The 26,124-nt window shown below is 62.3% G+C and carries 26 protein-coding genes; 17 read left to right on the top strand and 9 right to left on the bottom strand.

The genetic code is table 11. The features are described from left to right. Window positions 1-232: 232 nt before the first annotated feature. Entirely contained in the window at window positions 233-730 is a 498-nt protein-coding gene (locus PSTU_RS0106495) for an RrF2 family transcriptional regulator (protein ID WP_019340232.1), read from the top strand. A gap of 234 nt (window positions 731-964) precedes the next feature. Here PSTU_RS0106495 and PSTU_RS0106490 read toward each other — a convergent pair whose 3' ends face one another. Further along, window positions 965-1,870: a LysR substrate-binding domain-containing protein gene (locus PSTU_RS0106490; RefSeq protein WP_019340231.1), complete on the bottom strand. Its 906-nt coding sequence runs from the start codon at window positions 1,868-1,870 to the stop codon at window positions 965-967. Window positions 1,871-1,987: 117 nt separating this feature from the next. On the opposite strand from PSTU_RS0106490, the gene PSTU_RS0106485 reads away from it, so the two are divergent. Continuing rightward, entirely contained in the window at window positions 1,988-2,728 is a 741-nt protein-coding gene (locus tag PSTU_RS0106485) for an FMN-dependent NADH-azoreductase (protein WP_019340230.1), read from the top strand. A gap of 286 nt (window positions 2,729-3,014) precedes the next feature. Further along, window positions 3,015-3,710, top strand: coding sequence for a GNAT family N-acetyltransferase (locus PSTU_RS0106480; protein WP_019340229.1), 696 nt, complete (start codon window positions 3,015-3,017; stop codon window positions 3,708-3,710). A gap of 28 nt (window positions 3,711-3,738) precedes the next feature. On the opposite strand, the gene PSTU_RS0106475 is transcribed toward PSTU_RS0106480, so the two are convergent. Further along, window positions 3,739-4,482, bottom strand: coding sequence for a class I SAM-dependent DNA methyltransferase (locus tag PSTU_RS0106475; RefSeq protein WP_029404644.1), 744 nt, complete (start codon window positions 4,480-4,482; stop codon window positions 3,739-3,741). 204 nt (window positions 4,483-4,686) lie between these two features. On the opposite strand from PSTU_RS0106475, the gene PSTU_RS21975 reads away from it, so the two are divergent. Further along, window positions 4,687-4,863 (top strand): hypothetical protein, encoded by a 177-nt coding sequence (locus PSTU_RS21975; RefSeq protein ID WP_019340227.1) that lies wholly within the window; start codon window positions 4,687-4,689, stop codon window positions 4,861-4,863. A 107-nt stretch (window positions 4,864-4,970) separates the two neighbouring features. Beyond that, window positions 4,971-5,462 (top strand): RNA methyltransferase, encoded by a 492-nt coding sequence (locus tag PSTU_RS0106465; protein WP_019340226.1) that lies wholly within the window; start codon window positions 4,971-4,973, stop codon window positions 5,460-5,462. A gap of 85 nt (window positions 5,463-5,547) precedes the next feature. Here the strand turns inward: PSTU_RS0106465 and PSTU_RS22160 are convergent, their stop codons facing one another. From PSTU_RS22160 to PSTU_RS0106450, 3 genes are all read right to left on the bottom strand, one after another. Then, the gene (locus tag PSTU_RS22160; protein ID WP_019340225.1) at window positions 5,548-5,676 is read right to left on the bottom strand and encodes a hypothetical protein; all 129 of its coding nucleotides are present in this window, start codon (window positions 5,674-5,676) and stop codon (window positions 5,548-5,550) included. Window positions 5,677-5,827: 151 nt separating this feature from the next. Continuing rightward, window positions 5,828-5,977 (bottom strand): hypothetical protein, encoded by a 150-nt coding sequence (locus PSTU_RS21810; protein WP_019340224.1) that lies wholly within the window; start codon window positions 5,975-5,977, stop codon window positions 5,828-5,830. A gap of 148 nt (window positions 5,978-6,125) precedes the next feature. Beyond that, window positions 6,126-6,944 (bottom strand): CAP domain-containing protein, encoded by an 819-nt coding sequence (locus PSTU_RS0106450; RefSeq protein ID WP_413771556.1) that lies wholly within the window; start codon window positions 6,942-6,944, stop codon window positions 6,126-6,128. A 198-nt stretch (window positions 6,945-7,142) separates the two neighbouring features. Here PSTU_RS0106450 and PSTU_RS0106445 point away from each other — a divergent pair, with 198 nt between their 5' ends. The 6 genes from PSTU_RS0106445 to PSTU_RS0106420 all read left to right on the top strand — a co-directional run bounded on the left by PSTU_RS0106445 (window position 7,143) and on the right by PSTU_RS0106420 (window position 13,688). Then, a complete protein-coding gene (locus tag PSTU_RS0106445) occupies window positions 7,143-7,844 on the top strand; it encodes a response regulator transcription factor (RefSeq protein WP_019340222.1) in 702 nt (233 codons plus the stop codon). Continuing rightward, entirely contained in the window at window positions 7,844-9,175 is a 1,332-nt protein-coding gene (locus PSTU_RS0106440) for a sensor histidine kinase (protein ID WP_019340221.1), read from the top strand. The genes PSTU_RS0106445 and PSTU_RS0106440 overlap by 1 nt, the downstream gene beginning before the upstream one ends. Window positions 9,176-9,312: 137 nt before the next feature. Then, window positions 9,313-11,361, top strand: a complete 2,049-nt coding sequence (locus PSTU_RS0106435; RefSeq protein ID WP_019340220.1) for a TonB-dependent receptor domain-containing protein — start codon at window positions 9,313-9,315, stop codon at window positions 11,359-11,361. A gap of 133 nt (window positions 11,362-11,494) precedes the next feature. Beyond that, entirely contained in the window at window positions 11,495-11,797 is a 303-nt protein-coding gene (locus tag PSTU_RS0106430) for a hypothetical protein (RefSeq protein ID WP_019340219.1), read from the top strand. Beyond that, window positions 11,794-13,356, top strand: a complete 1,563-nt coding sequence (locus PSTU_RS0106425) for a PepSY-associated TM helix domain-containing protein (protein WP_019340218.1) — start codon at window positions 11,794-11,796, stop codon at window positions 13,354-13,356. Before PSTU_RS0106430 ends, PSTU_RS0106425 begins: the two co-directional genes overlap by 4 nt. Continuing rightward, entirely contained in the window at window positions 13,353-13,688 is a 336-nt protein-coding gene (locus PSTU_RS0106420) for a DUF3325 domain-containing protein (RefSeq protein ID WP_019340217.1), read from the top strand. The genes PSTU_RS0106425 and PSTU_RS0106420 overlap by 4 nt, the downstream gene beginning before the upstream one ends. A gap of 434 nt (window positions 13,689-14,122) precedes the next feature. On the opposite strand, the gene PSTU_RS0106415 is transcribed toward PSTU_RS0106420, so the two are convergent. Next, on the bottom strand, window positions 14,123-16,402 hold the full coding sequence (locus PSTU_RS0106415; RefSeq protein WP_237709845.1) for a TonB-dependent siderophore receptor: 2,280 nt from the start codon (window positions 16,400-16,402) through the stop codon (window positions 14,123-14,125). Between the two features lie 155 nt (window positions 16,403-16,557). On the opposite strand from PSTU_RS0106415, the gene PSTU_RS0106410 reads away from it, so the two are divergent. Further along, window positions 16,558-18,558, top strand: a complete 2,001-nt coding sequence (locus tag PSTU_RS0106410; protein WP_019340215.1) for a peptidase U32 family protein — start codon at window positions 16,558-16,560, stop codon at window positions 18,556-18,558. 366 nt (window positions 18,559-18,924) lie between these two features. Then, window positions 18,925-19,701: a transporter substrate-binding domain-containing protein gene (locus PSTU_RS0106405; protein ID WP_019340214.1), complete on the top strand. Its 777-nt coding sequence runs from the start codon at window positions 18,925-18,927 to the stop codon at window positions 19,699-19,701. Window positions 19,702-19,708: 7 nt separating this feature from the next. Here the strand turns inward: PSTU_RS0106405 and PSTU_RS0106400 are convergent, their stop codons facing one another. After that, complete coding sequence (locus PSTU_RS0106400; RefSeq protein WP_019340213.1) at window positions 19,709-19,963, bottom strand: hypothetical protein; 255 nt, start codon at window positions 19,961-19,963, stop codon at window positions 19,709-19,711. Between the two features lie 272 nt (window positions 19,964-20,235). Between PSTU_RS0106400 and PSTU_RS0106395 the strand changes: the two genes are divergently transcribed. Both PSTU_RS0106395 and PSTU_RS0106390 read left to right on the top strand, forming a co-directional pair. Continuing rightward, complete coding sequence (locus PSTU_RS0106395; RefSeq protein WP_019340212.1) at window positions 20,236-20,646, top strand: septal ring lytic transglycosylase RlpA family protein; 411 nt, start codon at window positions 20,236-20,238, stop codon at window positions 20,644-20,646. 83 nt (window positions 20,647-20,729) lie between these two features. Beyond that, on the top strand, window positions 20,730-22,043 hold the full coding sequence (locus PSTU_RS0106390; RefSeq protein WP_019340211.1) for a methyl-accepting chemotaxis protein: 1,314 nt from the start codon (window positions 20,730-20,732) through the stop codon (window positions 22,041-22,043). A gap of 84 nt (window positions 22,044-22,127) precedes the next feature. Here the strand turns inward: PSTU_RS0106390 and PSTU_RS0106385 are convergent, their stop codons facing one another. Both PSTU_RS0106385 and PSTU_RS0106380 read right to left on the bottom strand, forming a co-directional pair. Beyond that, on the bottom strand, window positions 22,128-23,315 hold the full coding sequence (locus PSTU_RS0106385; RefSeq protein ID WP_019340210.1) for a sugar transporter: 1,188 nt from the start codon (window positions 23,313-23,315) through the stop codon (window positions 22,128-22,130). A gap of 398 nt (window positions 23,316-23,713) precedes the next feature. Then, complete coding sequence (locus tag PSTU_RS0106380) at window positions 23,714-24,145, bottom strand: hypothetical protein (RefSeq protein ID WP_237709844.1); 432 nt, start codon at window positions 24,143-24,145, stop codon at window positions 23,714-23,716. Between the two features lie 246 nt (window positions 24,146-24,391). On the opposite strand from PSTU_RS0106380, the gene PSTU_RS0106375 reads away from it, so the two are divergent. Both PSTU_RS0106375 and PSTU_RS0106370 read left to right on the top strand, forming a co-directional pair. After that, window positions 24,392-25,255 (top strand): SDR family oxidoreductase, encoded by an 864-nt coding sequence (locus PSTU_RS0106375; RefSeq protein WP_019340208.1) that lies wholly within the window; start codon window positions 24,392-24,394, stop codon window positions 25,253-25,255. A gap of 185 nt (window positions 25,256-25,440) precedes the next feature. Further along, window positions 25,441-26,037, top strand: coding sequence for a hypothetical protein (locus tag PSTU_RS0106370; protein ID WP_019340207.1), 597 nt, complete (start codon window positions 25,441-25,443; stop codon window positions 26,035-26,037). Window positions 26,038-26,124 lie beyond the last annotated feature (87 nt).

Genomic DNA, 26,124 nt, shown 5'->3' with positions numbered 1-26,124 from the left:
AACTACGACAATACTAGTCGGAGATTTGCAGTGCAAGCTTTTGTTGATCTGCAAGGGCCACCGCTTGCCACGTTCAAGCGGCTGCGACCATGCAGCGCTTGGTTTACGTGCGATTCAGGCATAATCTAAGACGGATGGGAGCCTTCTTGCAGGCAGGTCAACGGCAGACTCCCCTTGAAATAGCCCAAAATGTTCCAACCGAAGTGCGGTCACTATAGGCGGAGTTTCTGACATGGCGTTGTACAGTGCAGGAGTGGAGTACGGGGTTCACTGCCTACTCTTCTTAACTGACGAGAAAGGCAATGCACGCGAGGCCAGTGTGCGAACGCTGGCAGAGCTCCAAGGTGTTCCCGCGGAATTATTGGCGAAGGTATTCACTCGCCTGGCCAAGGCTAATTTGGTTGTCGCGACCGAAGGGGTGCGTGGCGGTTTCCGTTTAGCGCGCCCTGCAGACGAAATCAGCGTGCTGGATATCGTTCGAGCAATTGATGGAGAGAAGGAAATCTTCAAGTGCCGCAATGTGCGTCAACGTTGCGCAGTGTTTGAAAGCCACTGTCCAGAGCCGGATTGGGAAAGCTTTGGGCTCTGTAGCATCCATGCCGTCATGATTCAGGCTCAGCAGCGGATGGAGGAAGCCCTTGCTCAGCAGACCATCCTGGATATTGTCCGCCGGATTGCACGTAAAACACCGCCAGAGTATGGAGAGCAGGTACTGAAGTGGATCAGTTGACTGCTCTGGAAGCAGCGAACGGGCCGCCTTTGTAATTCCTTGGCAGCCTTTCTTCACGTCTGCCGACAATCCGAAAATTCGGCCGTACTTCCATGGCCAGCGGCGCTAGATATCTAAGCGAGCCAAGCGAGACAGCCGGATGGCCGAGCACGGACTAACCAGCGAGTAGCCTGGAAGTGATACCTGGAAAAGACTTCGCCGTTTCCACGCTACGAACGCGGAGCACAGCTGGTATCAGCCCACCAACTCACACAACCCACCCGGTACCGCCATTACCCACTCCCTCACCGCCAGCACCGTCGGATCATCCCGGCGGCTCTCCGGATACACGAGGTGAAACGGCTTGCCCTCCAGCTCCGGCCCGAACGGCTGCATCAGCCGCCCTGAACGCACCTCGCTGTCGATCAACTGTCGGCTCATCAAAGCCACGCCCTGCCCGTCAATGGCGGCAGAAATGGCGTGAGTTTCATCGGAGAAAACCAAGCCGGCGCTGACGTCCAGCCCCGGCACCTTGGCCAGTTTCTGCCACGCCGCCCAATGAATCGGGGCGGAAACTGCGCCCTGGGCGCGAAAGTGGATGAGCGAGTGCTTGGGCAGATCGGCCGGATCATGCAAGCCAAGGTGAGGGCTGCAGGTCGGTACGAAGGTGTTGTCGAACATCTTCTCCGCCACCAGCCCTGGCCAGCGGCCATCGCCGTAGCGAATGGCGACATCTGCCGTGACGCCATCCAGCGCGACCGGCTCATGGGAGGTGTGAAAGCGCAGATCGATGTTCGGATGGGAATCGCGCAGCAGGCACACCCAGGGCACCAGCCAGCGCACCGCGATGGCCGGCGTGGTGCTGAGCGTGATCGCCTGGCGACAGGGCCCGGCGCTGAGGCGACTCACCGTTGTGGCAATGGTGTCGAACGCGGTCTGCAGCACCTGTTGCAGTTCGCGCCCGGGGTCAGTCAGCTCCAGCTTGCGGGGTTTGCGCAGAAACAGCGCCACGCCGAGGGATTCTTCCAGCAATCGAATCTGGTGGCTGATGGCGGTGGCGGTGACGGACAGCTCTTCGGCAGCCTGCTTGGCGCTCTCATGACGGGCGGCCGCTTCGAAGGCGCGCAGTGCAGAAAGAGAGGGTAATCGGCGGTGCGCCATGGCTGAGTTTTCCTCACCTGTATCTGGAAATAATCATCGTTTGTGGCTCACAGAGCCTAGACCTAGCCTGGGTCTACCGCGAATGACAGATGAATTCATTCACAGAGGAGACGCACCATGACGCACCTATTGCACCTCGACGCCAGCGCCCGCCCCGGTATTGCCGGCAAAGACGCACACGGCTCCCACAGCCGCCATCTCAGTCAGCGTTTCGTCAGCCAATGGCGGGCCCGCCGCTCGCAGGACAGCGTGACCTACCGGGATATCGGCCAGAACCCACCGTCGTTCGTCGACCATGACTGGATCGCCTCGGCCTTCACGCCGCAAGAGCGTCAGGAACCGTGGATGGCGGATGCACTGGCCGAAAGCGACCAACTGATCGATGAGCTGATCGCCGCCGATGTGCTGGTCATCGGCACGCCGCTCTACAACTTCGGCATGCCGGCGGCGCTCAAGGCCTGGATCGATCAGGTGGTGCGCCTCGGCCGCACGGTTGGCATCGACGAGTCCCGACTTTCCGACGACCCGTATCTGCCCATGCTGGAAGATCGGCCACGGCACGCGGTCATCCTCACCGCCCGGGGCGGCGTTGGCTTTGGCCCTGGCGGCGAAATGGCGCACATGAACCATCTGGAGCCGAACCTGGTGACGGCGCTCAACTTCATAGGGATCACGCGCATTCACCAGATTGCCATTGAGGGCCAGGAGACGGGCGGCGAGGTGTTGGCGGCCTCGGTGAAGCAGGCGTTGCGGCAGGTGGATGTGTTGGTGGATGACATTCAGGGCGCGCTTGGATCAAATCTTCAGCCCGTCTTCACTCAACACGCCTCTGCTGCAGCCTCGGCACCGGCTTCGTGAATAGCGCTACTGGGCTGTCTTTAATCGGCATGGGCTGACTTCTTCTGGTGGTTGGCCTACTGCACTCAAGGGAAGCTGAAGCGCCCAGCGTTAGCGCCTCTGCGGGGGGATACAGACAGCCTTTGACAGACCCGCCAATAGACTGCCAACAACCCTAGGTCGCACCGCAACCAGGCTTCCACGTTAAACGTGGGAGCCTTCATACGCCGATCACCCGCACTGGCGCTCGCGGGTGCGCAACGCCCGGTACAATGGCGCCTTGCCGCACCGCCCGGAGCCTTTGCCAATGTTTACCCTCACTCACCTGAACACCCCACCGCCCGAATCGATGAAAAACCAGGTGTTGCAGATGGTGGTGGATTACCTCAGCGACATCAGCGCGGTATCGCTCCCGCCGAGCAACCCGCTGTATCAGCTGTATCAGTACGTGGTGGGCTTGGAGGTGCATCGTTATCTGGACAGCATGGACGGTGCGCAGGCAGGCAAGCCCGAGCTGATCATGGCGTTGGATGCTGACGATCCGGCTAGCCTGCTCGGCTTTGCGCTGTACCTGCCCTATGTGGATGATCCCGACGCCTGCTCGCTGCTGTATCTGGCAGTACAGGACAGCCATCGCCGACAAGGCATCGGGCGGGCTATGGTCGAAGAAATGCTGGCGCGCTATCCGCATGGAGAGGTGGCGTGTGTAGCCGGTAAAGTGCCGTATTTCCAATCGCTGGGCTTTCAGCCATTGGCGGCTCGCGGCCCTCAGGTACTCATGAATACGCGAAGCCAGGCGTCCAGCGGACTGGTGGCGGTGCAGGACTTGGAGCCGATCTTCAAGTCGGAGGAAGTTCGCCAGATTCATAGCTACCTGGTCAAACAACACGGCGCGCAAGCCATGAGCGACGCGGAGAAAAACCGCGATCAATTACTCGATGAGTTGGCCCAGCAGGCGACTCATCTGACGCAGACGTCCTCGACCGCCAATCGCTTGCATTGATTGCCAACGCCTGACACCTCCGAACAGCTCATCGCTTCACACAAGCGAAGATCGCATTGCCGGACGTCCCGTTCCATGGAAGGATTTTTTCGTAATCGTGCTCAAGCACATGCACCTCGAAGTACGGCTTCAACAGCTCGCTCAGTTCGGCGAAACTCACCGCCACCATGGGATGCTCGTCGTGCCATGTCTGACTGCGCGCCAGCATTTTCCTTTCAATCCGCAGCCTCAACAGTTGCCGCTCTCCCGTGCCTGGGTAGTGCCAACCCGAACTGAAGGTGAATAGGCCGTCGGGATGGTCTGCGTCGTGCGATACGAACGAATCATTGTCGATGGTGTACTTGTCGACGGCATTGAAGCAGAACAGCCCACCGGCCGCTAACGCGCCGTGAGCACTGGCGATACAGGCCTTCAGCCGCTCGACGCTGGCGCTGTAGTGGATGGAATACAGGAAGCAGGTAATCAAATCGACTGGCTGATCCAGGGTGAAACCACACATGTCCTGGCGGGAGAAATGCGCTTCCGGGCAGCGTATGGCCGCTCTGTCCAGCATGGGCTGATTGATGTCGAGCCCGCTGCTTTCGAAGCCCGCGTCGATGAAATGCCGTACATGCGGCCCAGTCCCACAGGCGAGATCCAGGTGCGTCTTCCCGTTGTTGCCGAACAGCTGTTGAAGCCGATGAATACAGCGGCTTTGCGCGCTGTAGTCGATGTCGGCACACATGAGGTCGTAGTAACCCGACAAGTCGGTATAGAGCGCATTGCCGGGCATGATGGCCTGCTGGTCGAGCGGGAGCGTTGAGGGGCGCATCATAATCTCAACCCCGGCACGGTGGAATGGCCCTGTGGCGGCCGAGCTCAGCCCAGAATCATGAATACAGTGAGCCTGATCAGGCGCTGGCCGGCCCGCAGCCGCAACCTTATTTCGCGCCCTATCAGATCAAGAAGCGCAACGCTGACTGGGGGGCCGGCCGAGGTGACCCGCCGCTTCAACGAGGCGCAACTGGCCTTTATCGCCCGGGTAAGCGATGCGCAGCAGCCCTGGATGCAAGTCAGCGAACACGCCGGTCTCGAAGCCGCACAAACACTGGCCGAAGCCCTGATAAAAGGCGACATCAACCCGCTTGAGGGGCACGCTGTAGTTCTCGACTGAGCCACCTGTCGCTGCTGTGATGCTCATGGCAGCCAAACGCAGCAAAGGGCCGGCTGGCGACGAGCCTGTCCCGTATACTCGCGCGTTTTCCGCGCGAGTCTTCCCTTGTGAGCAACAAACGATACGCCTGCATCGGCCTGAGCAACCCGAAATCGCCCTCTAACGTCGGGTCGATCATGCGGGCCGCGGGCTGCTACGGCGCGGCCTCGGTGTTCTACACCGGCACTCGCTACGACCGAGCCAAGGATTTCATCACCGACACCAAGAAAGTCCACCAGGACATTCCGCTGATCAACATCGACGACCTGCGCAAGATCCTGCCGCTCGGCTGCGTGCCGGTCGCCGTGGAATTGGTCGACGGCGCGCGAGCCCTTCCTGAATACACCCATCCGGATCGCGCGCTGTACATCTTCGGCGCAGAAGATGGGTCCCTGAGCAAAGAGATCCGCGACTGGTGCGAGGACGTGATCTACATCCCCACCAACGGCTGCATGAACCTCGCGGCGACAGTCAATGTGGTGCTCTATGACCGACTGGCCAAGGGCAACAACACCCGTTCCGGTCCTGGATTCGGGCGCCACCCCCAACAAACCAGCTAGTCGAATGCCAGGGGTACGGTTGGGCGAGCCCTAGACGCAGCTAACAGTGGGTGACCGGCAGGCCTGTGGGATAAGCCGAGCCGGGTCACGCCGACTTCATCATCACCAGAACGAAGCCGACGACGATACCGGCCACGGCGATTACCCAGCCGATCCGATGGGCGCGGTTCTTTTCTGCTTGGCGAACAGGGTCTACTGGCTTCTTCTTTCTCACGATCTACCTGCCTTTGAAAATACACACCGCTGCCGACTAGCACCTTTGCGCTACCGAGCACGACGCGCGTCCTTTTAAGCTGGGCGGATCGAATTGTCCAGCATGGCGCCTGGCGAAAGGTCCCTGCCGGCATGGGAGCTGGTGCTAGCGGTTAGCCGAGCGGACTTTCTCCGGCGTTCGGCTCGTCTTTGGGATCAAGCTGTTCATCGTGCTCGTTTTCACCCGACTCAGGCACGTCGCCATATTCGTCGTAGTCCGGTGGCGTCAGGCCATCCTTGAGCGGATCTTTAGGGTCGGTCATGTCGTTGGTTCCTAGTCTGCTGGCTGAAAGATTGGGCGGCTCCCTGGTTCGAACGCACTGCCCCATCAAATGTTCGCTGGCGACCGAGCAGGATCAGAAAACAAACGTCCGCCATCGTTGACCGATAGAGGTTTCGGCCCAGCGGGCCTCATTGCGCACCGAAGAATCCGACCCAGTAGATGCCAGCATCACTCTGCGGGTCCACGGCATAAGCCGCGCCCAGTTCGGTGAACTGCGGGTTCATCAGATTGGCGCAGTGCCCTGGGCTCGCCAGCCAGCCTTCGACGATCCGCCGCGGCCGATCCAGCGCAGCGGCGATGTTCTGGCCGACCGGTGCGCCGGGATAACCGGCCAGCTCCGCCCGGTCGCCTGGCGTTCGGCCATCGCGATCCAGATGACTGAAGAAATTGCCGTTGGCCATGGCTCGGCTGTGAGCCTCGGCGAGGCCGGCAAGCGTTGAGTTCCAGTTCAGCGCAGCGGCTGCGGCGAAGGGTTTGCCAGCACATTGGCGCGCGCTGGCTCGCACCCGGTTGATCTCATCGAGCAGCGCCTGGCCTTCAGCCTGAGAGTCTTTCAGGTGCCCGCCGAGCATCGGTCGTGCCAGCACGATGCGCCAATCGCGGCCTTCACGGCTCACGCCAATGTCGGCGTGCTGCGGATCGACCACCACGCGACAAAAGCTTTCGCGAAGCGCCTGCATCGCGGCTTGCGCATCACGGGGTCCGGACAGGCTGATGGCTTGCACGTTAGCCATCGGATACCCGTTGCGACCCAGCGCGCCCTGCAGGTCACCGGCGCCGGTTGCCGGTAACACCAGGCGCGAATCCGGCAAAAGTGCCGTCAGCTCCTCGCTTGGCCGCTCTTCGCAGCGCTGCACTTCGCTGCGATAGGCGTTGATCGACTCGATCAATTGCGCCTCCTCGCCCGTGCGGGCAGCCATCGCAACGGGGCTCCCGCTGAGCAGCATCAGCGTTATGAGAAGCAGTGAAAAGCAAGGCAGGCGCATGGATACCTCCAGATGGCGCGGATCGCAAACGCCGAAGATGCACCGGGCACCCTTGCAAGTCGAGCCCATGTGGCTAACCAACCCTTGAACCAGTAACCACGCTTGCCGTTCCGCCCCAGCAGCAATCTATAATCGTTCTTATTTGCACCGGAACTCTGCATGTCCTCCTGCGTAGCTCGTCAGATACTGGCGATCGAAGACGACCCGATCCTCGGCCCTCACCTGAAAACCTCTCTGGAACATCGTGGCTTTCACGTCACCCTTGCCGACGACGGCCCGACCGGCCTCGCATTGGCCAGCGAAGCGACGTACGACCTGATCCTGCTGGATGTGATGCTGCCGGAACTCAGCGGCATGGAGCTGTTGACCCGGTTGCGGGAGCAACGCTGCACACCTGTGCTGATGATGTCGGCGTTGGGCAACGAGGCGCACCGCATACAGGGCTTTGATAGCGGCGCCGACGACTACCTGCCCAAGCCGTTCAGTATCGAGGAGTTGCAGGTGCGCATCGCCGCCATCCTGCGGCGCGTGGCGTACGAGCGCAGCGTAACGCCAGCGGCGAACCAGGATGCGGTGCGCTTCGATGACCAACGCAGCGACCTGCAGTACGAGGGGCGCTGGGTCGGTCTGACGGCAACCGAATATCGCCTGATGAAGGTTCTGCACGACGCCGCTGGCGAAGTACTGAGCAAACCGTTCCTCTACCAGCAAGCGCTGCGCCGCGGCTATTCACAGCATGATCGCAGCCTGGACATGCATATCAGCAATATCCGTCGCAAGCTGACGCGCGAACAGGTGGCAACCCTGCGCCTGGAGTCCGTGTGGGGTAAAGGCTACGTGCTGGAACTGCAGGCCTGCTGATGCCCAACCGTCATTCGCTGTTCTGGCGACTGGTGGTGCTGGTCGCCGGGTTCTGTCTGTCGATGATCTGGGCCAGCGGCTACGTGAGCCGTTATATCGACCGGACCAGTTCATTTCTGTCTGAACAGGCGCGCGTCACCCTCACCGGTTATGCAAGCGAAGCTCAAGCCGCCCTGCAAGCGGGCCCAGAGACGTTGAAGCAATGGCGGACGGTAATGAAAGACCGTGAGCCGACCTGGCTGGTGGTGGTGAACGAACAGCTGCAACCGCTGGGCGGCCAGACACTGAGCGATGAGGAGCGGCAGAAACTCACCTTCGTGCGGCACTACGACTGGCCCATGAGCCGGCGCCATGACGGCCTGCCGCTGGTTTCCGTGCCGCTGGAGGACAGCGGCGCCCAGCTGATCATCCAGCTGCCGGAACGCTTCCGGCCCTGGCGCAACCATGCGTTGCTCAAGGCCGGCGGCGTCTATCTGCCGCTGGTGCTGCTGTCCGTGCTGTTCTGCTGGATGCTTTACCGCCTGCTGGTCTCGCCGCTGGACAGCTTGCGTCGGCAGGCCAATGCGCTGCGCGGGAACCGCCTCGACTCGCTGCTGCCGCCGTCGATTGCCGGGCGTAACGATGAGCTCGGCGAGCTGGGACGTTCTCTGGAGTACCTCACCCAGCGCCTGCGCGACTCCATTGCGCAGCAGCAGCAATTGTTGCGCGATCTTTCCCACGAGCTGCGCACGCCGCTCAGTCGTCTGCGCGTCGCTTGTGAGAGTGAGCTGAGCGCAGAGGAGATGCGTAGCCGCACCGACCGCGAAATCACCAGCATGCAGCAGTTAGTCGACAGCACGCTGGAGTTCGCCTGGCTGGACAGCGAGCAGCCCCGCTTCGAGTGCGAGCCGGTGGAAGTGGCAGCGCTCTGGGATGTGCTCAGCGAGAACGCCTGCTTCGAATCCGGTTGGCCACGCGAGCGCATCCAGGCGCGGGTGCCAGAGGACTGCCTGGTACTTGGCAACCTCAACGCGCTAGCGCAAGCCATGGAAAACATTCTGCGCAACGCCATTCGCTACTCTCCGGCCGCGGGCACGGTCTGCCTGTCGGCGGAACCCGACGGCGATCACTGGCAGCTGCGCATCGAAGACCAGGGACCTGGCGTGCCAGCGGACCAATTGCCAATAATCTTCCGGCCCTTCGCCCGGCTCAGCGCGGCTCGGCCTGGTGGCGACGGTTTCGGGCTGGGCTTGGCAATCGCTCGCAGCATGGTGTTGATGCAGGGCGGCGACATCTGGGCCGAGAACGGCAACTCCGGGCTACGCATGACCATCCGGCTGCGAAGTGTATAGATTGTAAATGCGCTTTACTCTCAAATGAGAATACTTAGCATTGCGAGCGGCGTGATCACCGACACGGGCGACGCGCCTGATTCGCAGCCTCGATCGGCCGCGGACAATGAATGCTAAGGCTCAGGGAGAACGCGGGAATGGTCATTTTCAATCGACACCGGCTGGCTGGCGCCATCGCCATGGCAACCTGGATCAGCGCACCGGCCCATGCCGAAGAACCGCTCGAGCTCCAGCCGACCACAGTGGTGACCGCCGCCGGTTACGAACAGAACATTGCCAAGGCCCCGGCCAGTATTTCCGTGATTACCCGGGAGCAGCTGGAAAAGCAGTCCTACACCAACATTGTCGACGCGATGAAGAATATTCCCGGCGTTTACGTCACCGGCGGCGGCAATATGCAGGACATCAGTGTCCGCGGCATGACCTCGGCCTACACGCTCTATCTGGTCGATGGGCGCCCCGTTTCCGCCGGTCGCTCGGTCAATACCAACGGTAGCGATGGCGGCAAACAGATCGGCCTGCCACCGCTGGCAATGATCGAACGCATCGAAGTGATCCGCGGCCCGATGTCGTCGCTGTACGGCTCCGAGGCCATGGGCGGCGTGATCAACATCATCACTCGCAAAGGCGGTGACGCCTGGGCTGGCACCATTTCCACCGATTACAGCCATTCGCTGAACGACATCAACGAAGACGAAGCGACGACCAACTTCTATCTCGGCGGCGCGCTGATTCCGGGCCTGCTCGGGGCCAAGCTGAACGGCAGCTATACCCGTGCCGACGAAAGCGATCACATTGGCGCAGACGACGGTGCAGCCAGCACGCCGGACAGCCAGCGCAAGCAGGGCGGCATCGAACTCTACCTGACGCCCGACGAGCAGAATCGCTTCTCCGTCAGCTACCAGGCCGCACGCTTGAACGAAACTCATCATCCGGGCCAGAGCGTCGACATCACTGCGACGAAGAACACCACCGACTACGAGAAGGACATTTACGTACTGGCCCATGACGGCCAGTACGCCGACTGGCAAATCAGCAGTTATCTGCAACATGACGAGTCGGAGCGTGTTCAGGACCTCACCAAGCGCGAAGAGATCACCACGCTGAACACCCAGGCCAGCTACTTCTGGGGCTCGCATGTGTTCACCTTCGGCGGTCAGTACAAGTACGAAGATTTCGTCGACGAATCCAATGGGCTGCTGGCATCGAACGTGCCGGGTGCCGTAGCGAGCGTCGACCGCTGGCTGGCGGCGATCTTCGCCGAGGCCGAGTGGGGCGTGACCGAGGACCTGGCGATCACCACCGGTCTACGTTACAACGACGACGAGCTGTTCGGCGGCTACCTGTCTCCGCGCCTGTATGGGGTTTACCAGTCCACGCCGAACCTGACTCTCAAAGGCGGCGTCTCTACCGGTTATAAGCAGCCTGGCCTCGCCGACGCCACCGAAGGCTTCGGCCGTGGTACGGGCGGCGGTGGATCACCGGCGCCACATCCGCGCGCGCTGATCATCGGCAATCCGGAGCTGGACCCCGAAACCAGCACCAACTTCGAGCTGGGCTTCAATTACGACAATCCCGAACTGGGCTTTGCCACCAGCCTCATGGCCTTCCATACCCAGTACAAGGACAAGATCACCGAGGACCGCCTCTGCGAAACCGACACCGATGGCTCCACCACCAACCGCAACAACGTCGCCGCTTGGTCCTGCGACTTTGGCGGCACCGACTACTACTTCCTCAGCACGCGGATGAACGTCGATGAAGCCATCATGCAGGGCATCGAGTGGACCCTGGACTACAATTTCAGGCCCAATCTGCGCCTGAGCACCAGCTACACCTTCACCGACTCCGAGCAGAAGACTGGCGAGTTCAAAGGCGACCCGCTGAACAAGCAGCCCAAGCACATGGCCAACGCGCTGCTCGACTGGCAGGCTACCTCCCGCCTCAATGCCTGGCTGCAGGGCAACTACCGCAGCGAAACCAGCGATTACATCAGCCGCACCAGCATGTCCGACGGCACGCCGGGCTACGGCTTCTTCGACGCCGGCGTCGTCTATCAGCTGACGAGCAGCGTCGATGTGAAAGCCGGGCTGTACAACATCGCCAACAAGGAAGTCACCAACGACGACTACGAAGTGGTGCTGGATGGCCGCCGGCTGGTCGTTGGCATGACGGTTGATTTCTAAGCGATCGCGACGCGGCGTGCTGCTTGCCTTCAAAGACGCGGCATACCGCCTCTAACCAACTGCCCGACCGGTCTGCTAAGCAGCCGTCGGGCTTTTTTGTCTGACTTCAGCCCTTTCCCACCGGGAGCCTGTCGTGACTCGTTCCGTATCGCAATCGCGTAACGCCTGGCCTGACATCGCCGCACGTGCCGCCCTCGCCGTGCTTGGCGGCTACGCCTTCACCTACGCGTTCACCGCCGCGCTGGCGCGCCTGCTGCCAGTGGATCGCGTGGATGCGCTGACCACCGCCTCGCTGCTGTCGTTCGTGATCTATCTGGTGTTCATTCTCTGGGCCTTCGCCGCGGCCTCGCTACGCCGGGTGCTGGTCGCTCTGGGTGCTGCGGTGCCACTGGCAGCCATCGGCTTCTGGCCACAGTTGCTGGAGGCCGTACGATGAAAGGCAGCCTGACGCAGTCGATGTCCTGGCTGCATACCTGGTGCGGGCTCTTGCTCGGCTGGATGCTGTTCGCCATCTTCCTCACCGGCACGCTGGCGGTCTTCGATAAGGAGATCAACTGGTGGATGCAGCCGGAGCTGGTCGACCGGGCGCAGCCGGCCTCAGAGGCCGCAAACCTGGCGCAGCGCTGGTTGACGGAGAATCATCCGAACGAATCGAACTGGAACATCAGCCTGCCCACCGAACGCTCGCCAGACCTCAGCGTCAGCGTAGGTGAGCGACGCCGCGGTGCCGAGCGCACGCAGCTTGATCCGCAGACGGGCGAGATCGTCGAGGCGCGGGAAACCATCGGCGGCAATTTCTTCTTCCACTTCCACTACACCCTGCACCTGCCACGCATCCTCGGCATCTGGGTGGTCGGGTTCGCCGCCATGGCGATGCTGGTGGCGCTGATCAGCGGCGTCATTATTCATAAGAAGATCTTCAAGGAGTTCTTCACCTTCCGCCCGGCCAAGGGGCAGCGTTCATGGCTAGACGCACATAACGCCAGCGCCGTCCTGCTGCTGCCGTTCCACCTGATAATTACCTATACCGGGCTGGCCATCTTTTTTCTGCTCTACATGCCGGCAGCCGTAGATGCTCTTTATGACGGCGACCGCCAAGCCTATTTCCGCGATGCGCAGTCAGGACGCGCCGCCGAGCAGGCGCCGCGCGGCGAGGGGCGCGGCAGCAAACCCGTCGCGGCACCGGCGGCACCAATGTTGGCATTGGGTGAAATTGTCGGCCGTGCCGAGGCGCACTATGGCAAGGGCATGATCGGCGGTCTGGCCGTCAGCAACCCGGGCAAGACAAACGCCCAGGTCACGGCGCGACCGGTACTGGGCAACCGAATCGAACTGACCAAGGGCGAAGGCATAGTCTTCAACGGCGTCACTGGTGAGCTGATCCAGGCGCCCGAGCCGTCACGCACCAGCCAGCTGACCCAACGGGTGATGGCGGGCCTGCACTTCGCGCAGTTCGGCGGCTATCCAATGCGCTGGTTGTATTTCCTCTGCGGCCTGGTCAGCAGCGCCATGATCGGTACGGGGCTGGTGCTCTATGCCGTCAAACAACGCAAACAGGCCAAGGCCAACCCGCAATTTCTGCGCGTCGTCGAAAGCCTCAACGTAGCAGTCGTTGCCGGGCTTTCGCTGGCCTGTATCTCGCTGCTGTGGGCCAATCGCCTGCTACCGGCAGAGCTGGCTAACCGTCAGGACTGGGAACTGCGCCTGTTCTTCGGCATCTGGGCGCTGAGCTGGCTGCACGGCTGGATGCGTAAACCGATGCACGCCTGGCGCGAGCAGTTGTATGCAGCCGGAGCACTGGCGTTAGGTCTGCCACTGATGGACGCGATGACGGGAAGTGCTACCGGCGACACGGTACGCCTCTCATTGCTCGCCTGCGTGGCGGCCGTGGGACTCGCGCTCGGCTGGACTGCCTGGAAAATCCCGGCGGTCGTCGCTGCGCGGAAAGCGCGAGCGGCGCCGATCAACCGCCCGGCACAGGGAATCTCATCATGAATGGTTCAGCCCTGTTTGCCAGCATGATGTTGGCCTATGCCGGCATGCTCGGCTTCTGCCTGGGCAAGGAGCGGCACTGGAAGCAGTTGGTCAATCCACGGGTTTCCGTGCGACTTCGCCGCCTGTGTACGCCGGCCGGCGCGGTTCTGCTTGGCCTTAGCGCTTTCGCGGCTCTGCGAGTCTGGCCTGGCGGCATGGCGCTGGTTGGCTGGTTCGGCGCGATGTCGCTGACGGGCTTTGCGTTGCTGATGTTGATTCCCTATGCGCCGCGCGTAGCGACGTCGTTGCCCGTGCTAGGCGCGGCGATTTGGGTGGCAATGGCGTCGCTATAGGGTATGAGGCGGCTGATCGCTTAAGCGCGCGGAACAGTCTCCAGGCCGGGCACGTAGCCTGTTCAGGACAATCACGATAAAAATCGGCGCCGCGAGCATGTCGAGCGGAGCTATTTAGCGCCAGAACTGGAGGTTCAGCCCACATCCGCTTCAAACCCGTTGTCTGTAAATCGCGGGGCAATTGATCTTCATGGCGCATCCAATCCAGTTTCGGTAACGGGAAAGAGACTGGCCGACTTACGGGGAGGTAGCAGGGCTGTTTGGATCGCCGTCCAAGGCCCGGGAGGCCAAGGACGGTGAAATTTCCAAACCCGGTATCCGGTAGATCGTAAGGCTGCTCCGCTTAAGTGAACAGCATTAAGCCTTGCGGACGGGGCTTTGAATCTCGGCCTTCTGGATCGCCCTGACGAGCGACCCTTCTGCCGACGCATCCGTTAGAAGCGATACTTTGCCGATGCAGTGACGCTGCGGGGCGCACCGTACGTCAGCGCGCCGTAGGCTTCGAACATGTCGAAGTATTCCTCGTCGGTCAGATTATCCACGTTCAACTGAGCGGTGAGGTTCTCGGTCACATCGTAACGAGCCATCAGGTTGACCAGCGCATAGGCTTCCTGCTCGACCTTTTGCCGGTTGCCGGCAGGGTCGGTGGCATAGGTGTAGATGCTGTCCTGCCAGTTTACGCCGCCGCCGATGGTCACTTTGTTGAGAACACCCGGTAGACGGTAGGTCGTGAAAGTGCGCACCAGCTTGGTAGGGAAGCGCGTGCTGCGAGCGTTACCGTCCGGGTCCTCGACTTCAAATTGGGTATAGCCCGCCATGAGATTCCAATCCGGAGCCAGTTCGCCGGAAACCTCCAGCTCGAAGCCCTCGCTGGTCACGTCGATAGGCTCGTACGCAAACTCCCCCGCCATGCCGCCGGGAACGGTAATACCTGTGCTCTCGCCCAGACCATCCTGCTTGATCTTGAAGATGGCCGCAGACGCGTTTAGCCGGCCTTCGAAGAATTCGCCCTTCAGGCCGGTCTCGTAGCTTTCACCGATGACCGATTCCAACTGCTGACCAGTAATATCCCGCCGCGCCTGGGGCTGAAAGATATCGGTGTAGCTGGCATAGGCCGACAGGTTCTCTGTTAGGTCATAAACGATACCGGCGTAGGGTGTCAGTTCATGCTCATCCAGGCGGGAGGGTGAGGTGAACGGGGTGTCGTCACTGGTCTTCTCGTAGCGGTTGTCACGCGCGCCAAGGATCACTTTCAGACCGTCCGTTACGCTCAGCCGAGTCACGGCGTACAGCCCCTTCTGGGTCAGGTCGCCGTAGCTGTATGGAGTCAACCCTTCCCATGCCGGCGCAGGAAATTCGCCGTCATAGGCGTCGAAATTGGCGACGCCACCGAAGCCGCTCTGCGCGACACGCCTGTCGGCATCAAAGTCCTGCTGACTATAGATGTAGCCGAAAGCGACCTCGTGTTCGCGCCCCAACAGCATCACCGGCCCGCCAAAGCGAATGCTGTAATCGTCCTGCACAGTTTCAGTCTTGTAGGAGCCAGGAAAGGATGACATCGGTGCGCTGCCGTCGCGGCCAGGGTTACCCGACAGGTACAGCAGATAAGAATCGGAGCTGCGTTCGCCGCGGTTGTAGCTCAGGTTCACTTCCCAATCGTTGGCAAAGCGGTGATCGAGATTGATGAAGTAGGTGTCGTACGTGCTGTCCCATTTACTCCACTTGGCGGACGTCGTCTTGGAACGGCTCCAGTCCGTGCGACTGCCATCGGCATACCAGACAGGCAGGCCACCCCACATTGGCGAGTCGGACTCGTTTGTCTGACGGCTAAGACCGAACCAAAGGGTGGTATCTGGCGTGAGGTCAATGTCCATGGTTCCGTAGAAGGTTTCGCGCTGTTTGGATTTCAGGTCAATCCAGCTGTCTCCTTCGTTGAACTCTCCTACCAACCTGGCACGTATCGTACCGGCCTCGTTGACGGCGAAGGACAGGTCGCCCTCCGTGCCATAGGTATCCCAGCTACCAGCGCTGACCTCGACAGAACCCGTCAGCTCGCGGCTGCTAGCACGTTTACGGACCAGGTTGAGCGAAGCAGACGGGTCTCCGGCCCCCGCCATCAGACCGTTTGCTCCGCGCACCACCTCGACGCGGTCATACATTGCCAGGCTGCTGAACATCTCACCCGAACTCCACGGTTGCTCCCATATCGTCGGCACACCGTCGATCATCAGGGAGTTGATCGCGAACCCACGCGCGTTGAACTGCGCCCGATCCGTTTCGTAACGGTTAACCGAAACACCGGTGGTGTTATTCACCACATCAAGGATGGTCTGCATGTCCTGATCTTCAATGCGCTGCTGCGTTATCACGCTAACCGACTGCGGCGTTTCGCGAAGGGACATGCTGAGCGGGGTGGACGTACGTGCGGCGCCGGTCGTGTAGGAGCCCGTTCCTTCCGTCACGTCTTGCACCGCCTCACCGGTGATGGTGACCGCTTCGAGGGTAGTTGCCTCGTCTGCCTCAGTTGCAGCGGCGGACTGCGCGTAAACAGGCATGGCGGGAAGGATCGCACCAACAGCGAGTAGGTGAACTACCAATGTGAGCGGCTTCAGGGCGAGCTTTGAGCATCCGGCAGCGGGTTTGAACTGGGCAAACGTGGTGTTCGGCATCTCTGGTTTCCATGTAATGAGATCGATTATGAGAATATTTCGCATTATATATTTCTATGAACACCGTCGAAAGCCCTTCGATGAAACGAACAACCAAGCCATGAAAAGCGCTCGCGCGACCCACTCGCCCAGTGGCCAGCCCCAAACGTGCCGCAAGCCATTACAATGCGCGCCTTTCGATCTGCACCCGGTCCGCGCCCATGTCCTTGCCCAAGCACCATCTCGAACTGCTCTCCCCCGCTCGGGACACCACCATCGCTCGCGAGGCCATCCTGCATGGCGCCGATGCGGTGTACATCGGCGGGCCGAGTTTCGGTGCCCGGCACAACGCCGAGAACAGCGTGGCAGACATCGCCGAGCTGGTGACATTCGCCCACCTGTTTCATGCGCGGGTGTTCGTGACCCTCAACACCATCCTGCATGACGACGAGCTGGAAGCCGCGCGTACGCTGATCTGGCAGCTCTATGAGATCGGTGTCGATGCGTTGATCGTGCAAGATATGGGCGTGATGGAAATGGACCTGCCGCCGATCGAAATCCATGCCAGCACCCAGACCGATATCCGCACCCTGGAGCGAGCGAAGTTTCTGTCCCAGGCCGGCTTTTCCCAGCTGGTGCTGGCGCGCGAGCTGAACCTGCAGGAAATCCGCGCCATCGCCGACGAGGTCGATTCGGCCATCGAGTTCTTCATCCACGGCGCGCTGTGCGTGGCCTTCTCCGGACAATGCAACATCTCTCACGCGCAGACCGGCCGCAGCGCCAACCGCGGCGACTGCTCGCAGGCGTGTCGCCTGCCCTACACCTTGAAGGACGATAAGGGCCAGGTGGTCGCGTTCGAAAAACACCTCTTGTCCATGAAGGACAACAACCAGAGCGCCAATCTGCGCGCGCTGGTCGATGCCGGCGTGCGCTCATTCAAGATCGAAGGCCGCTACAAGGATGTGAGCTACGTGAAGAACATCACCGCTTACTATCGCCAGCGCCTGGACGACATCCTCGAAGGCCGCCCCGATCTGGCCCGCGCCTCCAGCGGCCGCACCGATCATTTCTTCGTACCCGACCCGGACAAGACCTTCCACCGTGGCAGCACGGACTACTTCGTCACCGACCGCAAGATCGACATCGGCGCCTTCGATTCGCCGACCTTCACCGGTCTCGCCGTAGGCGAAGTGCTCAAGGTCGGCAAGCATGACCTGACCGTGCAGACCCGCGAACCGCTGTCCAACGGTGACGGCCTGAACGTGCTGGTCAAACGCGAAGTGGTGGGTTTCCGCGCCAGCGTGGTCGAGCCGCTGAGTCAGTTCGAAGAAGACGGCCAACCGCTGTGGCAGTACCGCGTCGAGCCCAATGAAATGCCTGCGGCGATCCGCCAGCTACGCCCGAACCATCCGCTGAACCGCAACCTTGATCACAATTGGCAGCAAGCGCTGCTCAAGACCTCTGCCGAGCGCCGCGTCGGCGTGCGCTGGCTGGCCAAGCTGCGCGCCGATGAGCTCGAGCTACATGTCACCAGCGAAGAAGGCGCCTACGCCACGGTTTCGCTGGCCGGCCCCTTCGGTGAAGCGAAGAAGCCGGAACAGGTGCCCGGCCAGATCGCCGACCTGTTGAGCCAGCTGGGCACGACCATCTACCACGCCGAAGAGGTGGACGTAGATGCACCGCAGGCCTTCTTTATCCCCAACTCCCAGCTCAAGGCCTTGCGCCGCGAAGCCATCGAGGCGCTGACCGAAGCCCGCGAAGCGATTCGCCCGCTGGGCAGCCGCAAGGCCGTCAGCGTGCCGCCGCCGGTCTATCCGGAAGCGCACCTGTCGTTCCTATATAACGTGTACAACGAGAAAGCTCGGGCCTTCTATCACCGCTTCGGCGTACAGCTGATCGACGCGGCCTACGAGGCCCACGAGGAAACCGGCGAAGTGCCGGTGATGATCACCAAGCACTGCCTGCGCTTCTCCTTCAACCTGTGCCCGAAACAGGCCAAGGGTGTGACCGGCGTGCGCACCAAGGTCGCGCCGATGCAGCTGGTGCACGGCGACGAAGTCCTGACCCTGAAGTTCGATTGCAAGCCGTGCGAGATGCACGTGGTCGGCAAGATCAAGGGCAACATCCTCAACCTGCCACAACCGGGCAGCGCCAGTAGCGTGGTCGGCCACATCACCCCGGCTGACCTGATGAAGACCATCCGCCGCTCGCCGCAGGGCTAACGCCCTTTCCGCTTCGCCCCGAGGTCGAGGCTCCTATAGAGCCGTCGCTGCACGGCCCGCTTTTGTGGGAGCCGCGACCCGCGGCGAATACGGCCGCTGCAACACCACCAGCGCCACGTTTGTGCCCGATTCCCAAGCCCTGACCGATCCCGCTTCGCCCCGAGGTCGGGGCTCCCACAACAGCGGCCGCTGCACAACGCACCTTTGTGGGAGCCGCGACCCGCGGCGAATACTTGGGAAACGCGAACGCCCGAGCCATTGGCCTTGTGACGAACCGCCTGTGTCCGGTACGTTCCAGCTGTCCGCATCGTCGTGCGGGCCAGAACAATAACCGGGCCGCTGCGTCCGCCTTGCAAGGAAAACTCAATGAGATCTCTGATTGCGGCCGGCATCTTGCTGGCCAGCGGCGCGAGTGTCGCCGCGCCCGCCCCTTCGCTGCTCGATGATGTCCAGCAGCGCGGCACCCTCAAGGTCTGCACCACCGGCGACTACAAGCCGTACACCTTCCTGCGCGATGACAAGCAGTACGAGGGGATCGATATCGCCCTGGCCGAATCGCTGGCCAAGAGCCTGGGCGTGAAAGTCGAGTGGGTGCCGACCACCTGGAAGACGCTGATGCCGGATTTTCTCGAGCAGTGCGACATGGCGGTGGGCGGCGTGTCGATCTCGCTCGAACGGCAGAAGAAGGCGTTCTTCAGCGATCCGATTGCGGTTGACGGCAAGATCCCCTTCGTCCGCTGCGATGAGGTCGACAAGTACCAGACCATCGAGCAGCTCAACCAGCCGTCGGTCCGTCTGATCGAACCGCCGGGAGGCACCAACGAGGCGTTCGTCCATCGCGAACTGCCCAAGGCGCAGCTGGAGCTGTTCCACGACAACACGGTGATCTTCAAGTCGGTGGCCGACAACAAGGCCGACGTGATGATCACCGACTCGTCCGAGGCGCAATACCAGCAGCGCAACTACCCGACGCTGTGCGCGGTGAACCCCGACAAACCACTGCAGTACAGCGAAAAGGCCTTCCTGCTGCCGCGCGGCGACGTGGCGTTCAAGGCCTATGTCGATCAGTGGCTGCACCTGACCAAGGCCACCGGCGAATACCAGCGCATCGCCGACACCTGGCTGGCCAAGCCCGAGCGCTAGGCCTTCGTCAGGTCTTGAAACGCAGGGCCAGCTGATTGAGGTCGGTCGCCAGCCGCGCCAGTTCCTCACTGGCTGCGGCGGTCTGGTGGGCACCGGTCGCCGACTGGGTATCGAGCATGGTTCCGGCTTCGCGGGCGACGTCCAGCCCTTGAACGTGCTCACCGGTATCACTGATGCGCGCCGGGAGGTTATTGATAGCGCTGACGGTTTCGTTGACGCGCCGGCGCCCGGCTTCGGCCGCCTCCGTGGAGTCACGAACCATGTACAGAGTCCGGTGATCGAAAACTGCTCAATCTCAGACCAAAGAACTAGGAAATGCGGCGCATATGAAGACGTGACGCAGCGTGGTCCTTTCCAGGCGCGATGATCCGTAGATTGTGTCGATCGCGCCGATAGCGGCCCGCGCGATCCAGGCGCAGCGCTATAGTCATGACCTGCCAGCGTCGGTCGCTGAGAGAGCACGCCTCGCGTTCTTTCGCGCGCGCAGCCGCTTGGCAATAATCACGAGCCCCCTATACAACTTTAAGGATCGACATGCGTACCTGGCAGACCCGATGGATAACCGCCGCGCTCTTCTGCCTGGCCATGGCCGGCTGCACTACGGCTCCGCAACAGCCAACGCCGGACCAGACGACGCCTGCTGGCGCGGGCCAGCCGATCGGTTCGGGCAAGGCGTCGTATTACGGCGGCCAGCACCACAACAAGCTGACCGCCAGCGGCGAACGCTTCGACCAGCATGCATTGACCGCGGCGCATCGCACCTTGCCGTTCGGTACGCGGATCAGGGTGACCAATACTCGCAATGGCAAAAGCGTGGTGGTCCGCGTCAATGATCGCGGTCCGTTCGTGCGCAACCGTATCGTCGATTTGTCCAGGGCCGCGTTCGAGGCCATCGCCAATCCGCGTGTAGGTGTCATTCCGGTGCGCATCGAAAAGCTCGATTGACCTTCGATTAACGCCGGCGGGCGTCAAGTATGGCGGCGGTGTGCCGATAGAGTCGCATCTCCTCCCCTCTTCCCGGTGCTTGCATGTTCAACGGACAACTCAAAAAACAACTCGTGGAACAAACCGCCGAGCTGGCTCTGCTGCGCCAGCTGCATGACCGCATGGCAGAAACGCTGCTGTCGGTCACGCTGGACCGCGAGTTTCGAATGGTGGACGTCAATCGGAAGTTCGCCGATGCGCTCGGCTATCGGGTCGACCAACTGCTGGGCCGGCCGATGGCTGAAATCGTGCCGGCCTATGTCACCGGTCTGCCGTGTTTCCGCGACTTCCGTGCCGCGGTGGCCCGGCTTTCCCCGATCGGTGACGACTACCGCTACCTGCGTGCCGACGGCAGCCTGGCGTGGTTGCATGTCGACTGGTATCCGATTCGCGACACCGCCGGCGGCCTGCTGGATATCCGCGGCTTCGCCCGGGAGGTAACCCGCGAATTGCAACAGGCGAAGGAAAACGAAGCCTTCATCACCGCGCTGCTTCGCTCCACGGCGGTCATCCAGTTCAACCTGGACGGCACGGTGGTCACCGCCAACGACCAGTTCCTGCAAGGCATGGGCTATTCGCTCAAGCAGATCGTCGACAAGCATCACCGCATGTTCTGCTCGCCCGAGGAAGCGTCCTCCCCGCAGTACAAGCAGTTCTGGGAAACCCTCAACCGCGGCGAATTCGTGGCCGATCGCTTCAAACGCATCGACAGCATGGGCCGGGAAGTCTGGTTGGAAGCCAGCTACAACCCGGTTCACGACACCGAAGGCAAGCTCTGCAGAGTGGTCAAGTTCGCCAGCGTCGTAACCGATCAGGTCGCCCGTGAAACCGAGGTGCGCGAAGCCGCCAGCATCGCCTATGACGTATCGCGGCAGACCGACACCAGCGCCGAGCGTGGCGCCATCGTGGTCAGGGATACCGTCACCACCATGCAGCGCATCGCCGAGGAGGTGGAATCGGCAACCCACGGGATCGAGGCGTTGGGCCAGCAGTCGCAGCTGATCAGCTCCATTGTCCAGACCATCGGCGGCATCGCCGCGCAGACCAATTTGCTGGCGCTCAACGCCGCCATCGAAGCGGCGCGCGCCGGCGAGCAGGGCCGCGGCTTCGCGGTGGTGGCCGACGAGGTGCGCCAGCTCGCCGGCCGCACCAGTGCGGCCACGGAAGAAATCGTCAGTGTGGTACAGAAAAACCAGGCGCTGGTCGACGACGCCGTTCGCGAGATGGCAGCCAGCCGCGAACAGGCCGCCCAGGGCCTGTCATTGGCCAACCAGGCCGGCGCGGTGATCGTCGAGATTCAGGATGGTGCCAAGCAGGTAGTCGACGCGGTCGGGCGCTTCGCCAACGAGCTGAAGTAACCCAACGGCAAGGCTGATGATCGCCGCCAGGCGGGCCAGCCATCCTGACGAGGGAGTAACAGCCTGAAGTCCTGCCGCGCTCCGTCAGAGCGCGGCGCTGCCCACCGGCTTGGCAAACCGATAGGTGGCGAAGCCGCACAGCACGACGCCGCTCACGGCCAGCAGGCCGCCGACGATACCCACGTGACCGAGACCCAGTTGCTGCGTGACCAGGCTGCCCAGCAGCGCACCGCCGCCGATGCCGACGTTGTAGATGCCCGAGAACATCGCCATCGCCACGTCGGTCGCATCGGACGCCAGATTGAGCACTTTGGCTTGTACCGCGAGACCGAAGCACATCCCGGCGATATCCCAGATCACCACCAGAGTGCCCAGCAGCGAGCTGTCACGCGCGGCCGGCGCTAGCAACAACAGGCAGGTCGCCATGATTGCGATGGCGGTGGTAGCGAAGCCCTTCGGATAGCGATTGCTGTAGCGGCTGAAGAGCACCGACCCGAGGATGCCCGCACCGCCGAACAGCAACAGCAGCGCGGTGGTCATGTCGCCGCTCAGGTGAGCGATGGTCTGTGCAAACGGCTCGATGTAGGTGTAAGCGGTGAAATGCGCGGTGATCACCAGCGCCGTCAGCACATAGGCGGCGACGAGCGCAGGTCGCCTGAACAGCAGCGGCAGGCTGCGCAGCGAGCCGGAATTCTGGCTCGGCAGCAGCGGCAGCGTGCGCGCCAGGCAGAGCACCACCAACGCCGCGACCCCGGCAATCGACAGGAAGGTGGTACGCCAGTCCAGTAGCTCACCCACGACCCGCCCCAACGGTATGCCCAGCACCATGGCCAGCGCACTGCCGGTCGCCAGCAGGCCCAGGGCCTGCGCTTGCTTGCCCGGCGGAGCGACGCGCACGGCCAGCGACGCGGTGATCGACCAGAACACCGCATGCGCCAGCGCGATACCGATGCGGCTGAGCATCAGCATGCCGAAGCTCGAGGCCACGCTCGACACCAGGTGGCTGCCGATGAACACCACGAAGACGACGATCAGCAAGGTGCGACGCTCGATGTTGCGGGTCAGCAGCATCATCGGCAGCGACATCAGCGCCACGACCCAGGCGTAAATGGTCAGCATCAGCCCGACCTGCGATGGCGGCATGTCGAACGAGCGGCCGATGTCGCTGAGCAAGGCGACCGGGACGAATTCGGTGGTGTTGAAGATGAAAGCGGCCAAGGCCAGTGCGACGACACTGAGCCAACGCCCGGCGTGGGTGTTCGATTCGTTCATGTAAGCGATGTCTGGCGTGCGATCCAGTCGGCATGTGCAGCGCGCCACGCGGCGCACCACAGCGTGGCGACTGGGAGGATAAAAAGAGTGACCAGCCCTGCTTGACCACAACGCACGCAGCCCGCGGCTCGGGTAAGCGCGGGCTGGCAGGGAGCAATCGGGAATTCGAAACGGGAAGCCGGAGCGGCGCGGATTCTACGCCCGCGCCGTGCCGATGTCAGGCCAGGAAAGCGGTCCGCGACGAGCGGCGGACGCGATGATGCCGACTGGCAGCCGGCTCGGAGGCTGAACGTTAGCGAAGACCGGGTTCGCCTGGATCACCCCCGCCCTTTCCCAGCGGGGCGAGGGCGGATCAGGACCGCGATGACAGCCCGCAACAACGCTCGCGCCAGGAGGTTTTACTGGCCGAAATAAGCCTGCGCTCGCGCGGCTTCGGCAGCCGTGGGCGTGTAGCTGGTCCACTGATCGCTTTCATTCTTCTTGTAGCGCACAACGCCTTGCGCCACGTCGAACTCGTAGTAGGGATAGACCTCGCGCAGGTTGTAGAAAGCCGCCGGCGCGAAGAACAGGATGTCGGCGATCAGGTAGCCCTTGTTGAACTTGAGCGGCACCAGGCCGTACATCGGCTCCATGCCTTCTTGTGTGGCGCGGAAGCGGTACTGGCCGAAGCTGGTGGCCTTGTAGGTCTTGCTGACCGGGTTCTTCAGCACCAGCGGTGCATCGTCGTTGATTTTCACCGCCAGGCTCGGGTCACTCGAGCGCAGAGACGTCGTGGCGGTACAGGCGGACAGCAGCGCGGCGGTTAGCGGCAGTGCCAGGAGTCGCTTCATGTTCATCTTTTCAATCCCTTGCAGGTGGTAGGCGTGGACGACCCGACCGGCCCTACGCTGGGGTCCGGCGGCCATCCTTGGCGCGCGGCACTATAGGCCACGCAGGCCTGATGGCCAAGCGCTACCAGCCGGCGCCGCGCGGTTCCCGATCGCCGGTCAGACGCAAGACGCCACTCGGCACCCGCCCGAAACTTTCCCGCCCCCTGTCAGCCGTATTTACACGACCCATTGCTGACCGGAGTGCTTATGACCTACCCGAAGATTCATGCGCAGAAGCAGGACCGCCTACCCGGCCTGGAACGCGAAATGGACCCGCCGGCCGAATTCATCCGCGACGATTACAAGGGCAGCGGCAAGCTGGCCGGCAAGGTGGCGCTGGTCAGCGGCGGCGACAGCGGCATCGGCCGCGCAGCAGCGCTGCACTTCGCGCGCGAGGGCGCCGACGTGGCGATCCTCTATTTCGACGAGCACGAGGATGCAGAAGACGCCAAGCAGTTGATCGAAGCCGAGGGCCGGCGCTGCCTGTCGCTGGCCGGCGACATCCGCGACAGCGGTTTCTGCAATGACGCGGTGGCCAAAACGCTGGAAGCTTTCGGCCGCCTGGACGTGCTGGTCAACAACGCCGGGCGCCAGGAAGTCCAGACCCGGCTGGAAGACATCACCGATGAGCAGTGGGAAAAGACCTTCGCCACCAACATCCACGGCTACTTCTACCTGACCCGTGCCGCCCTGCCCCACCTGAAAGCCGGTGCCTCGATCATCAACACCACCTCGATCAACTCATTCATCGGCCACCCCATGCTGGTCGACTACACCGCGACCAAGGGCGCCATCGACGGCTTTACCCGCGCCCTGTCGCAACAGCTGATCGAGCGCGATATCCGCGTCAATCAGATCGCACCCGGACCGATCTGGACCCCGCTGCAACCGGCGACCCTGGGCAAGCACGATCCGCAGATGCTCGAAGACTTCGGCAGCCAGATGCCCATGGGCCGATGCGGCCAGCCGTCCGAGCTGGGCCCGGCCTACGTTTACCTCGCCTGCAAGGACTCGTCCTACGTCAGCGGCCAGACCATCCACATCAACGGCGGCAAGGTGGTGAACGGTTGACGAATGGCGCTGGGCCCGCGTGCTCCGGTGCGCCCAAAGCTTCGACGCATCAGGTAACGCGACCGGCGGGAACCATTCACCCACTGCCTTCGCCCAACCCTCCAGGACGGCGTGCCCGGCTGCAGCGGCCGGGGCGCCGTCACCTATATCAACCGCAGCCCGCCTGCGCATCGAGAGGTGACGTCATGCCCCAGATTCTCATCGCGGCCTTCGACCGCTACGCCGAAGCCGAGCAGGTCAAAGGTGAACTGCTCAGCCAGGGCGTGAGCAGTGATGCTATTCAGCTTTCCGCTTCTCTCAATCCGCAGGCGGTCGACAGCAACCGTGTGGAGGTGGTCGGCGAGGAGCCGGACCCTGACGCCACCGTGGCGGAGAAAATCGGCAGTTTCTTCAGCAAGGTGTTCGGCGACGACGCCAGCCAGCACGCCGGCCGTTACCCCGAAGCGGCCCGCCGCGGTTCCACCGTGGTGACGGTCACGCTCGACGATGACCGCCAGGTGTCGCTGGTCGAGCGGTTGATGGAGCAAAACGGCGCCATCGATATCGACGAACGCAGCGCCAGCTGGGGCGACGACGATGCGACGCCAGTGACGGCCAGTACCGAAACCCTGACCACCGGCTACCCCGACGCCACCTCGATCAGCGAAGACGCCCGCAAGCTCGACGGCTCGGCATCGCCCGACCGCGGCGCCGACGAGGGCACGATCCCCGGTCGTGCCGCCAACGACAAGGCCGGACGGCGCGACAATACGGCCGGACGGGTGCGCATCATCCCGCGCTGACGTCGCCTCCGCCTGCCGCTCTCAACCCAAGCGTTGCTGCATCGCCAGGGTATTGGCCGTCGCCGCACCGCTGGCCGTGTTGTCGAA

Origin of the sequence: Stutzerimonas stutzeri SDM-LAC (assembly GCF_000235745.1) — a bacterium.
Lineage (GTDB): Bacteria > Pseudomonadota > Gammaproteobacteria > Pseudomonadales > Pseudomonadaceae > Stutzerimonas > Stutzerimonas stutzeri_H.
Note: the sequence above shows the minus strand (reverse complement) of the source record. Positions and strands in the feature narration are given on the sequence as shown.

Excerpts from the sequence above, each read along its gene's own strand:
- PSTU_RS0106475 (WP_029404644.1), bottom strand. The coding sequence starts at position 4,482 with ATGCCCGGCAATGCGCTCTATACCGACTTGTCGGGTTACTACGACCTC.
- PSTU_RS0106425 (WP_019340218.1), top strand. The coding sequence starts at position 11,794 with ATGAAAGGCAGCCTGACGCAGTCGATGTCCTGGCTGCATACCTGGTGC.
- PSTU_RS0106415 (WP_237709845.1), bottom strand. The coding sequence starts at position 16,402 with ATGCGAAATATTCTCATAATCGATCTCATTACATGGAAACCAGAGATG.
- PSTU_RS0106405 (WP_019340214.1), top strand. The coding sequence starts at position 18,925 with ATGAGATCTCTGATTGCGGCCGGCATCTTGCTGGCCAGCGGCGCGAGT.
- PSTU_RS0106435 (WP_019340220.1), top strand. The coding sequence starts at position 9,313 with ATGGTCATTTTCAATCGACACCGGCTGGCTGGCGCCATCGCCATGGCA.
- PSTU_RS0106375 (WP_019340208.1), top strand. The coding sequence starts at position 24,392 with ATGACCTACCCGAAGATTCATGCGCAGAAGCAGGACCGCCTACCCGGC.
- PSTU_RS0106445 (WP_019340222.1), top strand. The coding sequence starts at position 7,143 with ATGTCCTCCTGCGTAGCTCGTCAGATACTGGCGATCGAAGACGACCCG.
- PSTU_RS0106490 (WP_019340231.1), bottom strand. The coding sequence starts at position 1,870 with ATGGCGCACCGCCGATTACCCTCTCTTTCTGCACTGCGCGCCTTCGAA.
- PSTU_RS0106485 (WP_019340230.1), top strand. The coding sequence starts at position 1,988 with ATGACGCACCTATTGCACCTCGACGCCAGCGCCCGCCCCGGTATTGCC.
- PSTU_RS0106400 (WP_019340213.1), bottom strand. The coding sequence starts at position 19,963 with ATGGTTCGTGACTCCACGGAGGCGGCCGAAGCCGGGCGCCGGCGCGTC.
- PSTU_RS0106380 (WP_237709844.1), bottom strand. The coding sequence starts at position 24,145 with ATGAAGCGACTCCTGGCACTGCCGCTAACCGCCGCGCTGCTGTCCGCC.
- PSTU_RS0106390 (WP_019340211.1), top strand. The coding sequence starts at position 20,730 with ATGTTCAACGGACAACTCAAAAAACAACTCGTGGAACAAACCGCCGAG.
- PSTU_RS0106370 (WP_019340207.1), top strand. The coding sequence starts at position 25,441 with ATGCCCCAGATTCTCATCGCGGCCTTCGACCGCTACGCCGAAGCCGAG.
- PSTU_RS21810 (WP_019340224.1), bottom strand. The coding sequence starts at position 5,977 with ATGACCGACCCTAAAGATCCGCTCAAGGATGGCCTGACGCCACCGGAC.
- PSTU_RS0106395 (WP_019340212.1), top strand. The coding sequence starts at position 20,236 with ATGCGTACCTGGCAGACCCGATGGATAACCGCCGCGCTCTTCTGCCTG.
- PSTU_RS0106420 (WP_019340217.1), top strand. The coding sequence starts at position 13,353 with ATGAATGGTTCAGCCCTGTTTGCCAGCATGATGTTGGCCTATGCCGGC.
- PSTU_RS0106450 (WP_413771556.1), bottom strand. The coding sequence starts at position 6,944 with ATGCTGCTCAGCGGGAGCCCCGTTGCGATGGCTGCCCGCACGGGCGAG.
- PSTU_RS0106385 (WP_019340210.1), bottom strand. The coding sequence starts at position 23,315 with ATGAACGAATCGAACACCCACGCCGGGCGTTGGCTCAGTGTCGTCGCA.
- PSTU_RS0106480 (WP_019340229.1), top strand. The coding sequence starts at position 3,015 with ATGTTTACCCTCACTCACCTGAACACCCCACCGCCCGAATCGATGAAA.
- PSTU_RS0106495 (WP_019340232.1), top strand. The coding sequence starts at position 233 with ATGGCGTTGTACAGTGCAGGAGTGGAGTACGGGGTTCACTGCCTACTC.
- PSTU_RS0106410 (WP_019340215.1), top strand. The coding sequence starts at position 16,558 with ATGTCCTTGCCCAAGCACCATCTCGAACTGCTCTCCCCCGCTCGGGAC.
- PSTU_RS0106440 (WP_019340221.1), top strand. The coding sequence starts at position 7,844 with ATGCCCAACCGTCATTCGCTGTTCTGGCGACTGGTGGTGCTGGTCGCC.